15 protein-coding genes are annotated in these 15,017 nt (G+C 71.1%); 7 read left to right on the top strand and 8 right to left on the bottom strand.

Going from position 1 to position 15,017, the window contains the following annotated elements; all coding sequences use genetic code 11:
• Positions 1-73 precede the first annotated feature (73 nt).
• A complete protein-coding gene (hflX, locus tag IT780_RS08905; RefSeq protein WP_199510976.1) occupies positions 74-1,471 on the bottom strand; it encodes a GTPase HflX in 1,398 nt (465 codons plus the stop codon).
• 107 nt (positions 1,472-1,578) lie between these two features.
• On the opposite strand from hflX, the gene IT780_RS08900 reads away from it, so the two are divergent.
• A complete protein-coding gene (locus IT780_RS08900; RefSeq protein ID WP_372443643.1) occupies positions 1,579-3,105 on the top strand; it encodes an NAD-dependent malic enzyme in 1,527 nt (508 codons plus the stop codon).
• Here the strand turns inward: IT780_RS08900 and IT780_RS08895 are convergent.
• The 3 genes from IT780_RS08895 to miaA are packed head-to-tail and all read right to left on the bottom strand — an operon-like array spanning position 3,066 to position 5,664.
• A complete protein-coding gene (locus IT780_RS08895) occupies positions 3,066-3,887 on the bottom strand; it encodes a glycerophosphodiester phosphodiesterase (protein WP_199510974.1) in 822 nt (273 codons plus the stop codon). The genes IT780_RS08900 and IT780_RS08895 overlap by 40 nt on opposite strands.
• Positions 3,887-4,732 carry a diaminopimelate epimerase gene (gene dapF, locus IT780_RS08890; RefSeq protein WP_199510973.1) on the bottom strand — a complete coding sequence of 282 codons (846 nt, stop codon included), beginning with the start codon at positions 4,730-4,732 and terminating at the stop codon, positions 3,887-3,889. The genes IT780_RS08895 and dapF overlap by 1 nt, the downstream gene beginning before the upstream one ends.
• An 8-nt stretch (positions 4,733-4,740) precedes the next feature.
• The gene (gene miaA / locus IT780_RS08885) at positions 4,741-5,664 is read right to left on the bottom strand and encodes a tRNA (adenosine(37)-N6)-dimethylallyltransferase MiaA (RefSeq protein ID WP_307831098.1); all 924 of its coding nucleotides are present in this window, start codon (positions 5,662-5,664) and stop codon (positions 4,741-4,743) included.
• A 173-nt stretch (positions 5,665-5,837) separates the two neighbouring features.
• On the opposite strand from miaA, the gene IT780_RS08880 reads away from it, so the two are divergent.
• Positions 5,838-7,046 (top strand): DUF349 domain-containing protein, encoded by a 1,209-nt coding sequence (locus IT780_RS08880; RefSeq protein ID WP_199511451.1) that lies wholly within the window; start codon positions 5,838-5,840, stop codon positions 7,044-7,046.
• A gap of 3 nt (positions 7,047-7,049) precedes the next feature.
• Here IT780_RS08880 and IT780_RS08875 read toward each other — a convergent pair whose 3' ends face one another.
• Together IT780_RS08875 and IT780_RS08870 are read right to left on the bottom strand one after the other, a co-directional pair.
• The gene (locus IT780_RS08875; protein ID WP_199510972.1) at positions 7,050-8,468 is read right to left on the bottom strand and encodes a GGDEF domain-containing protein; all 1,419 of its coding nucleotides are present in this window, start codon (positions 8,466-8,468) and stop codon (positions 7,050-7,052) included.
• 57 nt (positions 8,469-8,525) lie between these two features.
• Positions 8,526-8,987 (bottom strand): group II truncated hemoglobin, encoded by a 462-nt coding sequence (locus tag IT780_RS08870; protein WP_199510971.1) that lies wholly within the window; start codon positions 8,985-8,987, stop codon positions 8,526-8,528.
• 77 nt (positions 8,988-9,064) lie between these two features.
• On the opposite strand from IT780_RS08870, the gene IT780_RS08865 reads away from it, so the two are divergent.
• Positions 9,065-9,370 (top strand): winged helix-turn-helix transcriptional regulator, encoded by a 306-nt coding sequence (locus tag IT780_RS08865; RefSeq protein ID WP_307831097.1) that lies wholly within the window; start codon positions 9,065-9,067, stop codon positions 9,368-9,370.
• Here the strand turns inward: IT780_RS08865 and miaB are convergent.
• Both miaB and IT780_RS08855 read right to left on the bottom strand, forming a co-directional pair.
• Complete coding sequence (miaB, locus tag IT780_RS08860; RefSeq protein ID WP_372443642.1) at positions 9,367-10,890, bottom strand: tRNA (N6-isopentenyl adenosine(37)-C2)-methylthiotransferase MiaB; 1,524 nt, start codon at positions 10,888-10,890, stop codon at positions 9,367-9,369. The two genes, IT780_RS08865 and miaB, sit on opposite strands and share 4 nt — an antisense overlap.
• Positions 10,891-10,944: 54 nt before the next feature.
• Positions 10,945-11,439 carry a hypothetical protein gene (locus IT780_RS08855; RefSeq protein ID WP_199510969.1) on the bottom strand — a complete coding sequence of 165 codons (495 nt, stop codon included), beginning with the start codon at positions 11,437-11,439 and terminating at the stop codon, positions 10,945-10,947.
• A 131-nt stretch (positions 11,440-11,570) separates the two neighbouring features.
• Between IT780_RS08855 and IT780_RS08850 the strand changes: the two genes are divergently transcribed.
• The 4 genes from IT780_RS08850 to IT780_RS08835 all read left to right on the top strand — a co-directional run bounded on the left by IT780_RS08850 (position 11,571) and on the right by IT780_RS08835 (position 14,873).
• Entirely contained in the window at positions 11,571-12,317 is a 747-nt protein-coding gene (locus IT780_RS08850) for an amino acid ABC transporter ATP-binding protein (protein WP_199510968.1), read from the top strand.
• Positions 12,318-12,366: 49 nt separating this feature from the next.
• A complete protein-coding gene (locus tag IT780_RS08845; protein WP_199510967.1) occupies positions 12,367-13,218 on the top strand; it encodes a glutamate ABC transporter substrate-binding protein in 852 nt (283 codons plus the stop codon).
• An 87-nt stretch (positions 13,219-13,305) separates the two neighbouring features.
• Entirely contained in the window at positions 13,306-13,980 is a 675-nt protein-coding gene (locus IT780_RS08840; protein WP_199510966.1) for an amino acid ABC transporter permease, read from the top strand.
• Entirely contained in the window at positions 13,977-14,873 is an 897-nt protein-coding gene (locus tag IT780_RS08835; RefSeq protein WP_199510965.1) for an amino acid ABC transporter permease, read from the top strand. The genes IT780_RS08840 and IT780_RS08835 overlap by 4 nt, the downstream gene beginning before the upstream one ends.
• Positions 14,874-15,017: the final 144 nt, after the last annotated feature.

The raw sequence follows: 15,017 nt of genomic DNA, 5'->3' as shown, positions 1-15,017 counted from the left end.
CAGCCGCCGGGAGGTACGCGAACGGCACGCCGCTCCCCCGTCCACACGGGAGAGCGACGTGCCGTGATGTGCGTTATGCCCGGAAAGGCGCCAGCTCGGCGGCGAGCTGCTCGTCCACCCGTACGCGGAGCTCGGAGCCCTCGTCGGTGTGCCGGGTGTCCAGAACCTGACCGCGCCGGTGGATGCGGGCCACCAGATCGCCCCGGTCGTACGGGAGGACCACCCGCAGCTCCACGGCCGGACGCGGCAGCCGCTGCGCGATGGCCACGTGCAGGTCGGCGATGCCCTGCCCCGACCGGGCGGAGACGAAGACGGCGTCGGGCCAGGTCCGCTTGAGCCGCAGCATCGTCTCCTCGTCCGCGGCGTCGATCTTGTTGACCACCAGCAGCTCGTGGATCCGTTCGGCGCCGACCTCCTCGAGCACCTCGCGGACGGCCGCGACCTGACCCTCGGGGTCCGGGTGGGCCCCGTCGACCACGTGCACGACGAGGTCCGCGTACGCGACCTCCTCCAGCGTCGAGCGGAACGCCTCGACGATGTGGTGGGGCAGATGGCGCACGAAGCCGACCGTGTCCGAGAGCGTGAAAACGCGCCCGTCCTCGGCGGCGGTACGCCGGGTCGTCGGGTCGAGGGTGGCGAACAGCGCGTCCTCGACCAGCACACCCGCCGACGTCAGCCGGTTGAGCACGCTGGACTTGCCGGCGTTGGTGTAGCCGGCGATGGCCACGGCCGGCACACCGCTGTTGGTGCGACGGGACCGCTTGGTCTGGCGTACGGTCCGCATCGCCTTGATCTCGCGCCGCAGCTTCGCGATGCGGTGGTTGATCCGGCGCCGGTCGGTCTCCAGCTTCGTCTCACCGGGACCACGCGTGCCCACACCGCCGCCGCCGGAACCGCCGCCGGCGCCGCCACCCTGCCGGGACAGCGACTCACCCCAGCCCCGCAGACGCGGGAGCAGGTACTGCAGCTGGGCCAGCTCGACCTGCGCCTTACCTTCCTTGCTCTTCGCGTGCTGGGCGAAGATGTCGAGGATGAGCGCGGTGCGGTCGACGACCTTGACCTTGGTCTTCTGTTCGAGGTTGCGCAGCTGCGAGGGCGAGAGCTCGCCGTCGCAGATGACGGTGTCCGCGCCGCTGGCGAGAACCACGTCACGCAGCTCGTCGACCTTGCCGCGCCCGATGAAGGTGGCGGGGTCGGGCCGGCCGCGCCGCTGGATGAGGCCTTCGAGCACCTGGGAGCCGGCCGTCTCGGCCAGCGCCGCGAGCTCGGTCAGCGAGTTCTCGGCGTCGGAGACGCTGCCCTCGGTCCAGACGCCGACCAGGACTACTCGCTCGAGCCGCAGCTGCCTGTACTCGACCTCGGTGATGTCCGTGAGCTCGGTGGAGAGGCCGGCGACGCGCCGCAGCGAGTGCCGCTCCTCCAGTTCCAGCTCACCGGTGGTGACGTCGGGTTCGAAAAGCTCTGTTCGCAAAAGGTGACCTCCTCAGCCCGATCGTGGCACGCCACAGCGGGCGGCGCATCCACATAACAGGGCTGGGCGTTGTCGCAGGAGTGTCTGACTCTTCAGTAACCACCGCGATGGCCACTGATATTCCGGAAGCGCAAGAATGCGGATACTCACCCGCCAACGACGGAGGGACCCCAGTGGTGACCACCCGCCTGCCCAGCGCAGGATTCTCGATCACGATCCGGATCGCCGTGACCGCCGACGCCTCGTCCATCGGCCGGCTCACCACCTGTGTGGGTGAGGCGGGCGCCATCGTGACGGCCCTCGACGTGGTGGACTCCGACCCCGGCCGGGTCCTGGTCGACCTCACCTGCGACACCGCCGACTCCACGCACGCCGACCAGGTCGTCAAGAACCTGGAGGAACAGGACGGCGTGGACGTCCGGAAGGTGTCCGACCGTACGTTCCTGCTGCACCTCGGCGGCAAGATCGAGGTGTCGTCCAAGGTCGCGCTGCGTAACCGTGACGAGTTGTCGCGGGCGTACACGCCGGGCGTGGCGCGGGTCTGCATGGCCATCGCGGAGAACCCCGCCGACGCGCGCCGGCTGACCATCAAGCGCAACACGGTCGCGGTGGTCAGCGACGGCTCCGCGGTGCTCGGGCTGGGCAACATCGGCCCGGCCGCGGCGATGCCGGTGATGGAGGGCAAGGCGGCGCTGTTCAAGCGGTTCGGCGGCGTGGACGCGTGGCCGGTGGTGCTCGACACCCAGGACACCGACGAGATCGTCGCCATCGTGAAGGCGATCGCGCCGGCGTACGGGGGGATCAACCTCGAGGACATCGCCGCGCCGCGGTGCTTCGAGATCGAGATGCGGCTGCGCGAACTGCTCGACATCCCGGTCTTCCACGACGACCAGCACGGCACCGCGATCTGCGTGCTGGCCGCTCTGACGAACGCGCTGCGGGTGGTCGGCAAGAACCTCGCCGACGTCAAGGTGGTCGTGTCGGGCGCGGGAGCCGCGGGTACGGCGATCATGAAGCTGCTGCTGCGTCAGGGCGTGGGCGACATCATCGCGTACGACCGCCGGGGCGCACTGCACCGCGGCATGGAGGACCTGAACCCGACGTGGGAATGGCTGGTGGAGAACACCAACCGGGACAACTACTCGGGTGACCTGCCGGGCGCGATCGTCGGGGCGGACGTCTTCATCGGGGTCAGCGCCCCGAACCTGCTGACCGGCGACGACATCGCCAAGATGGCCGACAAGTCGATCGTCTTCGCGCTGGCCAACCCGGACCCGGAGGTGGACCCGCGGGAGGCCCGCAAGCACGCCGCCGTGGTGGCCACCGGCCGCTCCGACCAGCCCAACCAGATCAACAACGTGCTGGCGTTCCCGGGCGTCTTCCGCGGGATGCTCGACGTGGCCGCCGAGGAGTTCACCGAGGAGATGGCGCTCGCCGCGGCGATGGCCATCGCGAACGTGGTCGGCGAGGAGAAGATCAACCCGACGGTGATCATCCCCAGCGTCTTCGACGCGCGAGTGACCCCGGCCGTGGCCGCGGCCATCCGGGCGACCGTCAAGGGCAACCCGCCCCCGCAGAACCAGGCGGCGGTGCCTCAGGCCGAGCTGGACGAGGCCCCGGCGGAGACCTTCTGACGCCCGGCGGACCAGCCCGTGAGCTCCCCGGTGTGGTCGGTGATGAGCCCGGCCACACCGGCCTCGACCAGGTCCGGCCAGAGCGCGATGTCGTTGGCCGTCCACGGCATGACCGCCACCCCGGCGTCCGCCAGCGCGGCGACCGTCTCCGGTGAGCCGAGCACCGCGGTCATGGACGGGTTGCAGTACGAGACGCCCAGCTCGCCGGCCACCTCGACCTGTGAGGTGTCGAAGCCGTCGCGCAGCAGCCCCCGGCGCACGTCCGGGGCGGCCTCACCGGCGAGGCGCACGATCGCCGGGTCGAAGCTCTGCACGACCGTACGGCCCAGCAGCCCCGCGTCGGCGACCTGGCCGAGGATGACCTTCACCTGTTCGAGGGTGGCGGGCGGCTTGATCTCCAGCAGCAGCTCGACCCGCGGTGCCACCGACGGCGTGACGCCCGCCTGCTCCGCCTCCTCGGCGAGGACCGCGTGCGGGTGCAGCAGCTCCAGCACCTCGCTCAACCGGGGCACGCCGATTCCCGCGTACGCCGGGGAGAACCAGGAGCCCGCGTCCAGCCGCGCGATCTCGTCGAGGGTCAGCTCCCACACCTTGCCGGAGCCGTCCGTCGTCCGGTCGACCGTGCGGTCGTGGATCACCACGGGTACGCCGTCGGCGGTCGTACGGACGTCGAACTCGATGAACGTGGCGCCGGCGAGGACGCCCGCGGCGAAGGCGGGCAGGGTGTTCTCGGGCGCGACGGCGGAGTATCCGCGGTGCGCCACGCGGTGCAGCGCCGCCATCAGCCGAGCGCCCTCACGTCGACCTCGCCGGTGGCGACCAGCACCGCCGGCCCGGCCAGCCACCAGCGGCCCTCGCCGTCCGCGGTCACCGTGAGCCGCCCGCCCGGAAGGTCCACCGCGACCACGCCCGTGGCCAGGCCGGCGTCGCGCAGGGCCACCGCCCCGACCGCGAGGGCGCCGGAGCCGCAGGACAGCGTCTCGGCCGAGCCACGTTCGTAGACCCGCATGTGCACGTGCAGGTCGGTGCCGTCGACCGGCTCGCCCGGGGTGGTGAACTCGATGTTGACGCCCTCGGGGAACAGGGCCGGGTCGTAGCCCGGCGCCGCGTGCAGGTCTAGGGCCGCCAGCTCCACCCCGTCGTGCAGCGCGCTGACCAGGTGCGGGTTTCCGCAGTTCACGGCCATGCCGGGCATGGTCAGCGGGCCGACGGTGGCGGTGCCGGCCGCGTACACCTCGGGGGTCCTCATGTGGACGGAGATGAGCGGGCCGTCGACCAGCGCGCGCACGACGCCGGCGCGGGTGGCGACCGGAAGGCCCTCCGGACCGGCCGTCGCGAGACCCTCGCTGAGCAGGTAGCGGGTGAAGACCCGGACCCCGTTGCCGCACATCTCGGCCGCGGACCCGTCGGAGTTCCAGTAGTCCATGAACCACTCGGCGTCGGCCGCGTGGCCCGCGCCGTCGGGGTGCTTGGCGGCGCGCACGACCCGCAGGACGCCGTCCGCGCCGATGCCGCGGTGGCGGTCGCACAGCGCCGCGACGAGCGACGGTGTCAGGTCGAGCGCCCCATCCGGGTCGGGAAGGATGACGAAGTCGTTGCCGGTGCCGTGGCCCTTGGTGAACAACACGCGCTCCATCATCGCGCAGCCGCCGAACAGGCCGCCAACGCGTCCTCCACACACGTGGGCGAGGCGCCGTCGAGCCAGGTGACGCGCGGGTCGCGCCGGAACCAGGAACGTTGCCGGCGGACGAAGCGGCGGGTCGCCCGCACGGTCTCCTCCCGCGCCTCCGCCTCGGTCAGCTTCCCGTCGAGCTGGGCGAGGGCCTGCTGGTAGCCGAGCGCGCGGCTCGCCGTACGGCCCTCGCGCAGGCCGGCGCGGTCGAGGACGCGTACCTCCTCGATCAGCCCGCCCGCCCACATGAGGTCGACCCGGTCGGCGATCCGCTGGTCCAGCTCGCCGGTCTCCCGGTCGACACCGATCTGGACGGCGTCGTAGTACGGCCGCGGCTCGGGCAGCGCCGCGGTGAACGGCGCGCCGGTCATCTCGATGACCTCCAGCGCCCGCACGATCCGGCGCCCGTTGGACGGAAGGATCTTGGCGGCGGCCTCCGGGTCGGCCGCGCGCAGCCGTTCGTGCAGCCGCGCCGGGCCCGCCTCGGCGAGCTCCGCCTCCCAGCGTTCCCGAATGGCGGGATCCGTGCCGGGGAATTCGAAGTCCTCCAGCACGGCCCGGACATACAACCCCGACCCCCCGACCAAGAGGGGTACGCGGCCCCGCGCGGCGATGTCCTCCACGGCCGCCCGGGCCGCCTCCTGGTATTCCGCCACGCTCGCCGGGAACGTGACGTCCCACAGGTCCAGGACGTGGTGCGGGACGCCTTCCCGCTCGTCGGGGGGCAGTTTCGCGGTGCCGACATCCATCCCGCGGTAGAGCTGCATGGAGTCCGCGTTGACCACCTCGCCGCCGAGGGCGAGGGCGAGGGCCAGGCTGAGCGCGGTCTTGCCGGTGGCGGTGGGCCCGACGACGGCGACCACTCCGGGGGGTGGGAGCAACGGCACGCAGTCACCGTAACGGGCTGGTCACGGTCATCCTCGGGCGCTTCCCCGGAACCGGGTTGGACCTGTGACAATGCGCGAGAAAGAATGCCGATGGAATGATGGCATTCGACTGCGCCATGGCGGCGGTCGAGGGCAGCGAGGCCCGCGACGCCGGGAAGACTGAGGATGGGCTCATGAACGACTGGACGACCTTCGGGCGCGTGGATGCCGACGGCACCGTGTACGTGAAGACGGCCGAGGGCGACCGGGTGGTCGGCTCATGGCAGGCGGGCACGCCCGAGGAGGGCCTGGCCCACTTCGCCCGGCGCTTCGCCGACCTGGTCACCGAGGTCGACCTCGTGGAGGCCCGGCTCAAGTCCGGCGCCGCGGACGCGTCGCACTCGCTGAGCAGCATCAAGCGGCTGCGCGCGACGCTCGACGAGGCGCACGTCGTCGGCGACATCGACGGGCTGGCCGCCCGCCTGGACCGGCTCACCGCGATCGCGGATGAGAAGGCCGGCGAGGCCAAGGCCGCCCGCGAGGTGGCGCGGACGGAGGCGCTCGCCCGCAAGACCGCGCTGGTCGAGGAGGCCGAGCAGATCGCCGCCGAGGCGACCGGCTGGAAGAGCGCCGGCGACCGGCTCAAGGAGATCCTCGACGAGTGGAAGACCATCCGCGGCGTCGACAAGAAGACCGACGGTGAGCTCTGGAAGCGCTTCGCGGCCGCCCGTGACGGCTTCACCCGCCGCCGTGGCGCCCACTTCGCCACCCTCGACGGCCAGCGCAAGCAGGCGCAGACCGCCAAGGAGGAACTGGTCAAGGAGGCGGAGACGCTTGCCGGCTCCACCGAGTGGGGTCCGACGGCGGCCCGGCTCAAGGAGCTGATGAACGAGTGGAAGGCCGCGCCGCGCGCGGCCAAGGAGGCCGAGCAGCGGCTCTGGGAACGGTTCCGGGGCGCGCAGGACGCCTTCTTCACCCGCCGCAGCGAGGTCTTCTCCGCCCGCGACGCCGAGTACAAGGGCAACCTGGAGAAGAAGCAGGCGGTGCTCGCCGAGCTCGAGGCCGTGGACGTCGACGCGGACCCGCGCGGCGCCCAGAACAAGCTCCGCGATCTGCAGGCGGCCTGGCACGACGCCGGCCGGGTGCCCCGCGAGTCGGCCGCCTCGCTGGAGCGCCGCTGGCGCGCCGCCGAGGAGCGCATCCGGGTCGCGATGGACTCGGCGTGGCGCAAGACCACCCCGCAGGACAACCCGCTGCTGCAGCAGATGCGCGAGCAGGTCGCCGAGGCCGAGCAGCGTCTCGCCCGGGCCCAGGCCGCCGGCGACAACCGCCGCATCAAGGAGGCCGAGCAGGCGCTCGCCTCCAAGAAGCAGTTCCTGGCCTTGGCCGAACAGGCCGGCTGACCGTCAGGCCATCACCAGGCTGAGGGTGCCGACGGACTTCGACTGCTTCGCGCGGTACATCGCCAGGTCGGCCCGGCCGATCACGTCGTCGGTCGTGTCGCCCGGCCGGGCGAAGGCGACGCCCACGCTGAGGCCGACGCGTACCTGCTCGCCGCCGGCGCCGATCGGCTCGGACACCACCGCGCGGATGCGGTCGCAGACGGCCTGGACCCCGCCACCGCGGCAGACGATCACGAACTCGTCCCCGCCGAAGCGGCTCACCAGGTCGCCGTCCCGCACGCAGGACCGCAGCCGGCCCGCGACCGCGACCAGCAGTTCGTCGCCGGCGGCATGACCCAGGCGGTCGTTGACCGGCTTGAAGCCGTCCAGGTCGCAGAAGAACACCGCGAGGGAGCCCGGCTCGGTGGCCAGTTCGGCGCCGAGCCGGTCCAGGCAGGCGGCCCGGTTCGGCAGGCCGGTCAGCCCGTCCGACGTCGCGAGCCGGTGCAGGGCCCGCTCGGCGGCACGCCGGGCCCGCGACAGCCGCGCGATGCGCACCATGACGAGTGGGATGAGAGCGGCCGACGAGAAGGCGATGAGGATCCCGTCGACGGGCAGCCCGAGCGCGGCACGGCCGCCGCCGATCAACGGTGACAGCGCCAGCATCACACCGAGGAAGGTGAGCCGGCCACCCGTCAGGTCATCCTCCGGCGCTCGGCCCGGCCGGGTGGCGGACGCCGCGGACGGGTGCAGGGCCGCGCAGCCGGCTGCGACGTACGCCCCGAGGAACAGCGCGTTGGTCCAGTCGGGGCGGAGGCCGGTGACCGGGTCCACGGTGAGGGCCGCGGCCACGTTCCCGGCCAGCGTGAGGGCGATACCGACGGTGAAGAACCGGAGCGAGGTGTGCCACCGCGCCGACACCAGTGAGACCCTCAGCATGGCGCCGAGGGTGCCCACCATCACCAGGACGTTGACGAACAACGCGACCTGCCGGCCGGCCGGTACGTGGCCGGCGGACAGTTCCGGGAGCAGCACCGCGTCCCAGAGCACCCCGCCCAGCGCCACCGCCGTGATGACCGAGTCGATGACACCACCCATGTCCCGCCGGCCACCCTGCATCACCAGGGTGATCCCCGCGCACAGCGACAGAATCCCGCCGGCGGTGAGGAAGAGTTCGGCGACGCTGCCGTCGCCGGTCGTCCGGCCGGAAGCCTCGTAGACCCAGATCCAGGTGAGGTTGCCCACGTTGTACGACATGAGCGAGCCGAGCATCAGCCACCACGGCCGACGCCCCTGCTTCGCGGTCCGCCGCAACGCGACCAGCACCCCCGGCACGGTGCCGAGGGTGACCAGCAGGAAGGGGATCGACCGCTGCTCCATCGGCCACCCGACGTAGCTGACCGTCAGCAGTCCGGCGACCGCGGCATAGAAGCGCAGCAGCATGTGCGCCTCATCGGCAGCCGCGCCCCCGGTCTGAGAAGGAACAGGCCGGCTGACCGGCTACCCGAGGTACGGAGGGGCGACACCCCAGCCCCAGCGCGGCACCGGCGCGTCCCGTATGACGTCGGCGTCGGGCTGGGAGTTCTGGCGGGCCAGGCGCGTACCCCACTCGAGGTAGCCCAGGAACGCGGCGCGGAACTCGGGATCGTCGGGCAGCCCGGCCTCGTCCGCGGCGTCCTGGATGAGGTTCACCCAGCGGCGGCGCTGCGGCTCGGTGATCGCCATGCCCAGGTGCATCGACAGCATGCGCGGATAGCCGCCGTGTTCTTCCGTGTACGCGGGCGGGCCGCCGAACACCTCGGCGAGCCACACGGCCACGTGGTGCGCGTGCTCCGGCGGCATCCGGGTGAACAGCGGCCCGAGCAGGTCGTCCTCGACCACCCGGGCGTAGAAGGCGTCGGTCAGGCGGTCGAACGCGGCCGTACCGCCGGCCCACTCGTACAGCGTCGGTGTGTCCCCCATGCGCCCACCCCAGCATCGGATCACCGCGGCCACAAGTACGCACATAATGGTGCGTGCCCAAGCGATACAGCTGTCCGGTGGAGCTGACGACCGACGTGATCGGCGGCCGCTGGCGCACGGTGATCCTGTCCCGGCTCAAGGAGGGCGTGCACCGCTACGGTGAGCTGCGCCGGCTGGTCCCGGGCATCAGCGAGAAGATGCTCAGCCAGCGCCTGCGCGAGCTGGAGGCGGACGGGCTGATCACGCGGCGCGACCTCGGCACCGCGGCGCCGCACGTCGAGTACGACCTGACCGAGGAGGGGCGCAGCCTCACCCCGGTCCTGCAGGCGCTCTACGACTGGGGAGTCGCCCGCGCGGCCCGGACCGGGGTCGAGGTCGGCTAGAGCGCGCAGCCGCCGGTGGTGGCGGGCAGCGGCGCGGGCACACCCACCGTCGGCAGGCCCAGCGAGACGCCCGGGAGCTTGGGCGTACGGCCGGCCTCGTACGCGTCGCCGGCCCGGGTGCGGCGGTGGCTCAGCGGCTCGCCGTCGGCGTTGAGGTGGTGCGGGGCCGCGTACGTGACCACGGTCTCGACGATGTCGCCGGGCCGCGGGGCGGTCGCGCCGGTGGCGAAGTGCACCAGCCGGCCGTCGCGCGCCCGGCCGCTCATCCGGCCCGTACGCTCGTCCTTGCGCCCCTCCCCGACCGCGACCAGGACCTCGACCTTCTCCCCCACGAGCCGCTTGTTCTCGGCCCAGGTGATGTCCTCGAGGGTGGCGATGAGCCGTTCGTAGCGCTCCTGCACGACCTGCTTCGGCAGCTGCTCCTCCATCGTGGCGGCGGGCGTGCCGGGCCGCTTCGAATACTGGAACGTGAACGCGCTGGAGAAGCGGGCCTCGCGCACCACGTCGAGGGTGCGTTCGAAGTCGTCCTCGGTCTCGCCGGGGAAGCCCACGATGATGTCCGTGGTGATCGCGGCGTCCGGCATCGCGGCCCGGACCTTGCCGATGATGCCGAGGTACTTCTCCGAGCGGTAGCTGCGGCGCATCTCCTTGAGCACGCGGTCGGAGCCGGACTGCAGCGGCATGTGCAGCGAGTGGCACACATTGGGCGTCTCGGCCATCGCGGCGATCACGTCGTCGGTGAAGTCCTTGGGGTGAGGGCTGGTGAAGCGGACCCGCTCCAGCCCGTCGATCTCGCCGCAGGCGCGCAGCAGCTTGCCGAACGCCAGCCGGTCGCCGAACTCCACGCCGTACGAGTTGACGTTCTGGCCGAGCAGCGTCACCTCGAGCACGCCCTCGCGGGCCAGCGCCTCGACCTCCGCGAGGACCTCGCCGGGCCGGCGGTCCTTCTCCTTGCCACGCAACGACGGCACGATGCAGAACGTGCAGGTGTTGTTGCACCCGACCGAGATCGACACCCAGCCCGCGTACGTCGACTCGCGCCTGGTGGGCAGCGTCGACGGGAACACCTCGAGCGACTCGAGGATCTCGACCTCGGCCTCCCGGTTGTGCCGGGCGCGCTCGAGCAGCGCCGGCAGCGAGCCGATGTTGTGGGTGCCGAAGACCACGTCGACCCAGGGCGCGCGCTTGACGATGTCGCCGCGGTCCTTCTGGGCCAGGCAGCCGCCGACCGCGATCTGCATCCCGGGGTTCTTGAGCTTGGTGGGGCGCAGGTGGCCGAGGTTGCCGTAGAGGCGGTTGTCGGCGTTCTCCCGCACCGCGCAGGTGTTGAAGACCACGACGTCGGCCGCGTCCGCCTCCGCGGCGCGGACATAGCCCGCGTCCTCCATCAGGCCGGAGATGCGCTCGCTGTCGTGCACGTTCATCTGGCAGCCGTACGTGCGCACGTCGTAGGTGCGGGGCGCGGCGCTCGGCGCGCTCTCAGTCGGCAGGCTCTCGGTCAGAGGCAGGGTCTCAGTCATGGCAATCAACCAGGGTAGTCCCTGCGTCCGCGAGCGCCGATCCCGGCGGAGCGCTCAGGCCGCGGCGGGGCGTCCCGGGGCCGGTTCGGGCCGCCACCGCGAGCGCGAGCAGCCGGGGCCGGCCGCGCACTCCGGGTCGGAACCCGTGCACGGGCGTACGTGACGGCACTCCGTACCGTCATCGGTTTCGGTCACGTCGACATGCACGGCCCGCAGCGTGCCGTCGGGCTCGGCCAGGACGTACCTGGTCGGGTTGAGGGTGTCGTCGGGGAGCAGGACGTCGGTGCCCAGCCGGACCGAGACGGCGCTGGCGATCGTCGCCTCGTCGATCTCGCCGGGGGTGAGGTAGCAGTCGATCTGGGTCGGGAAGTCACCGCCGATGTGCCAGACGTCGCAGAGGACCGCGCCGGCGGTGGCCGCCTCCAGGGTCGTCACCGGACGCTGCAGCGCACCCGAGACCGCCGCGCGGGCGGTCGCCGGCTCCACGGTCGCCGCGGCGCACCAGCTCCAGAGTCCGTCCGCCGGTTCGGCGTCTGCCATACCGCTCATCGTGGACATCCCTTTCCCCGCAGACCTGCGGTGTTACTGCTCCGTGACCATTCTCGGCGTGAACCGATACAAGCGCGCCCATAGAGTGACCCCATCCGAGTGAAACCCAACGACGGGACGGTGGTCAGACGGTGACGACGAGCGAGCCTCTCATCGTCCTCGAGGGCGTCAACAAGTACTTCGGCCCGCTGCACGTCCTGCAGGATGTCAACCTCTCCGTCGAGCGCGGCGAGGTGGTCGTCGTGATCGGACCGTCCGGCTCCGGCAAGTCGACGCTGTGCCGGGCGATCAACCGGCTCGAGCCCATCGACGCCGGCACGATCACCTTCGACGGCCGGCCGCTGCCCGCCGAGGGCAAGCCCCTCGCGCGGCTGCGCAGCGAGGTCGGGATGGTGTTCCAGTCGTTCAACCTCTTCGCGCACAAGACCATCCTGCAGAACGTCATGCTGGGTCCGGTCAAGGTCCGCGGTGAGAAGCCCGATGCCGTACGGGAACGCGCGATGAAGCTGCTCGAGCGGGTCGGCATCGCCAACCAGGCGGACAAGTACCCGGCGCAGCTCTCCGGCGGCCAGCAGCAGCGGGTCGCCATCGCCCGGGCCCTCGCCATGCAGCCCAAGGCCCTGCTCTTCGACGAGCCGACCAGCGCGCTCGACCCGGAGATGGTGGGCGAGGTTCTCGACGTCATGACCTCGCTCGCCAAGGAGGGCATGACCATGGTCGTGGTCACCCACGAGATGGGCTTCGCGCGGCACGCCGCGGACCGGGTCGTGTTCATGGCCGACGGGCAACTCGTCGAGCAGGCCGCCCCCGCCGAGTTCTTCGACAACCCGAAGAGCGAGCGCGCCCGGGACTTCCTCTCCAAGATTCTGACGCACTGATCCGTCCATTGCGGACACTTTGTACACATTCACCAGGAGGAGTGCGACGATGCGCATCACCCGAATGACGGCAGTGGCCGGGGCGTTCGCCCTGGCGATGGCCGCCGCAGCGTGCGGCGGGGACGACAGCGGCTCGGGGGCGGGCAGCGGCATCGTCGGCAAGGCGAGCAGCCAGAAGAAGCTCGTCGTCGGCGTGAAGGCCGACCAGCCGGGTCTCGGCCTGCAGACCGGTGGCACCTACACCGGCTTCGACATCGAGATCGCGAAGATCATCGCCAAGGGTCTCGGCGTGCCCGAGTCCGGCATCGAGTACAAGACCACGGTGTCGTCCAACCGTGAGCCGTTCATCCAGCAGGGCCAGGTCGACATGGTCGTGGCGACGTACACGATCAACGACGAGCGCAAGAAGGTCGTCAACTTCGGTGGCCCGTACTACGTGGCCGGGCAGGACCTGCTCGTCGCGGCGGACTCCACGATCACCGGGCCGGAGGCGCTGGTCGGCAAGAAGGTCTGCTCGGTGTCCGGCTCCACGCCGGCCAAGCGGATCCAGAACGACTACAAGGGCGTCAACCTGCAGCAGTTCGACTCGTACTCGAAGTGCGTGCAGGCGCTGTCGAACAAGACCGTGGACGCGGTGACCACCGACGACATCATCCTCGCGGGCTACGCGGCCCAGGAGCAGTACGCCGGCAAGTTCAAGGTCGTCGGCAAGAAGTTCAGCGACGAGCCGTACGGCATCGGTGTCAAGAAGACCGACACCGAGGGCTGCAACAAGATCAATGAGATCCTGAAGACGGCGGCGACGGACGGCTCGTACAAGGCCGCGTGGGACAGCACGCTCGGCAAGAGCGGCACCCCGGCGCCCCAGCTCGACGTCACCAAGCTGACCAACTGCAGCTGAGCTGCGGCGGTACGTGGCGGGGCCGGTCCTGTGCCGGCCCCGCCCGGCTGTTGATCTCTTCTCCGGCGTCGCGAGGAAGCGAGGGCGATGGACGTCTTCTCCGATTCAGCCAACATCGACACGTACGTCACCGGGTTTCTCTGGATCCTGAAACTCACCGCGGCCGCGACCGTCGGCGCCCTCGTGCTGGGCGTCGCGCTGGCCGCGTTCCGGGTCTCGCCGATCCCGGTACTGCGCGGCTTCGGGACGGCCTGGGTCAACATCTTCCGGAACACGCCACTGACGCTGATCGTCTTCTTCTGCTACTTCGGCCTGTACTCGGCGCTCGGCCTGACGCTCTCCGACGACATCGACCGCAACAACTACTGGCTCGGCGTCGTCGGCCTCTCCGTCTACACCGCCGCGTTCGTGTGTGAGGCCATCCGGTCCGGCATCAACACCGTGCCCGCCGGGCAGTCCGAAGCCGCCCGGGCCATCGGCATGTCGTTCCTGCAGACCCTGCGGATCGTGATCCTGCCGCAGGCCGGCCGGGCCGTCGTCGCCCCGCTGGGCAGCATCTTCATCGCGCTGGCGAAGAACGCCACGATCGTCGGCACGATCGGCCTCATGGAGTCCTCCTCCGCCATGAAAGACCTGATCAACGCCAACGGCGATGCGGTCGTACCCATCTTCCTGGTCTTCGCGGGCACCTTCGCCGCCGTCCTCATCCCCACCGGCTACCTCTTCGGCTGGCTGGCCAACCGCCTGGCGGTGAAGCGGTGAGCAGCAACCCCGACGCGGTCCTCTACGACCACCCCGGTCCCCGGGCGAAGACCCGCAACCTGATCCTCACGATCATCTTCGGCATCGCCCTGGTCGCGTTGCTGTGGTGGGTCTACGACAAGTTCGACGAGAAGGGCCAGTGGGCCGGACCGCTGTGGCGGCCGTTCCTCGAGGGCTCCACCTGGACCGACTACATCCTGCCGGGCCTCTGGTCGACGGTGAAGGCCGCCGCGGTCGCCATGCTGCTGTCGCTCGTGTTCGGCATCATCTTCGCCGTGGGCCGCCTCTCCGACCACTGGTGGGTGAGCATCCCCGCCGGCGTCGTGGTCGAGTTCTTCCGGGCCGTACCGCTGCTGCTGATGATGTTCTTCATCTTCTTCGGCGTCCCGTTCCTCACCGAACAACCCATGCCACCGTTCTGGGCGGTCGTCATCGGCCTCACCCTCTACAACGGCTCGGTGCTCGCCGAAGCCTTCCGCGCCGGCATCCGCGCGGTGCCCCGCGGGCAGAGCGAAGCGGCGTACGCGATCGGCATGCGCAAGAACCAGGTCATGCGCGAGATCCTCATCCCGCAGGCGGCCAGGGCCATGCTCCCGGTGATCGTCAGCCAGCTCGTGGTCCTGGTCAAGGACACGGCGCTCGGGTACATCATCGGGTACACGGAGCTGCTCCAGAACGGCGTCAACACGCTCGGGGCCAACTACGGCAACACCGTGGCCGCGGCGATCGTGGCGGCGATCATCTACGTGGTGCTGAACGCGTCACTGACATTCTTCGCGGGGGTGCTGGAGCGGCGGACCAGGCGGAGCGGACGGGCTCCTCGGGCCGGGCGGGGCCAGCCGGCCGCGGCCGGGACCGTCGGGGTGAGTGCTGCCGTGGAGCCTCAGGGCTGAGAGGTGTGGCCCGGCGACAGCCGGGCGATAGCCCGGCGGCCGGGCGGAGCCGCGCTGCGAGCGGAGCGCGGGGCTTCGAGCGGAGCGCGGTGGGGTGCCCGCGGAGCGGGCGAGCTCAGCCTCTCACGCACGTTGCAGGGTGCG

The organism is Nucisporomicrobium flavum, assembly GCF_016464385.1.
Classification (GTDB): Bacteria; Actinomycetota; Actinomycetes; order Mycobacteriales; family Micromonosporaceae; genus Actinoplanes; species Actinoplanes flavus_A.
This window is presented reverse-complemented; position numbering and strand designations above follow the sequence as displayed.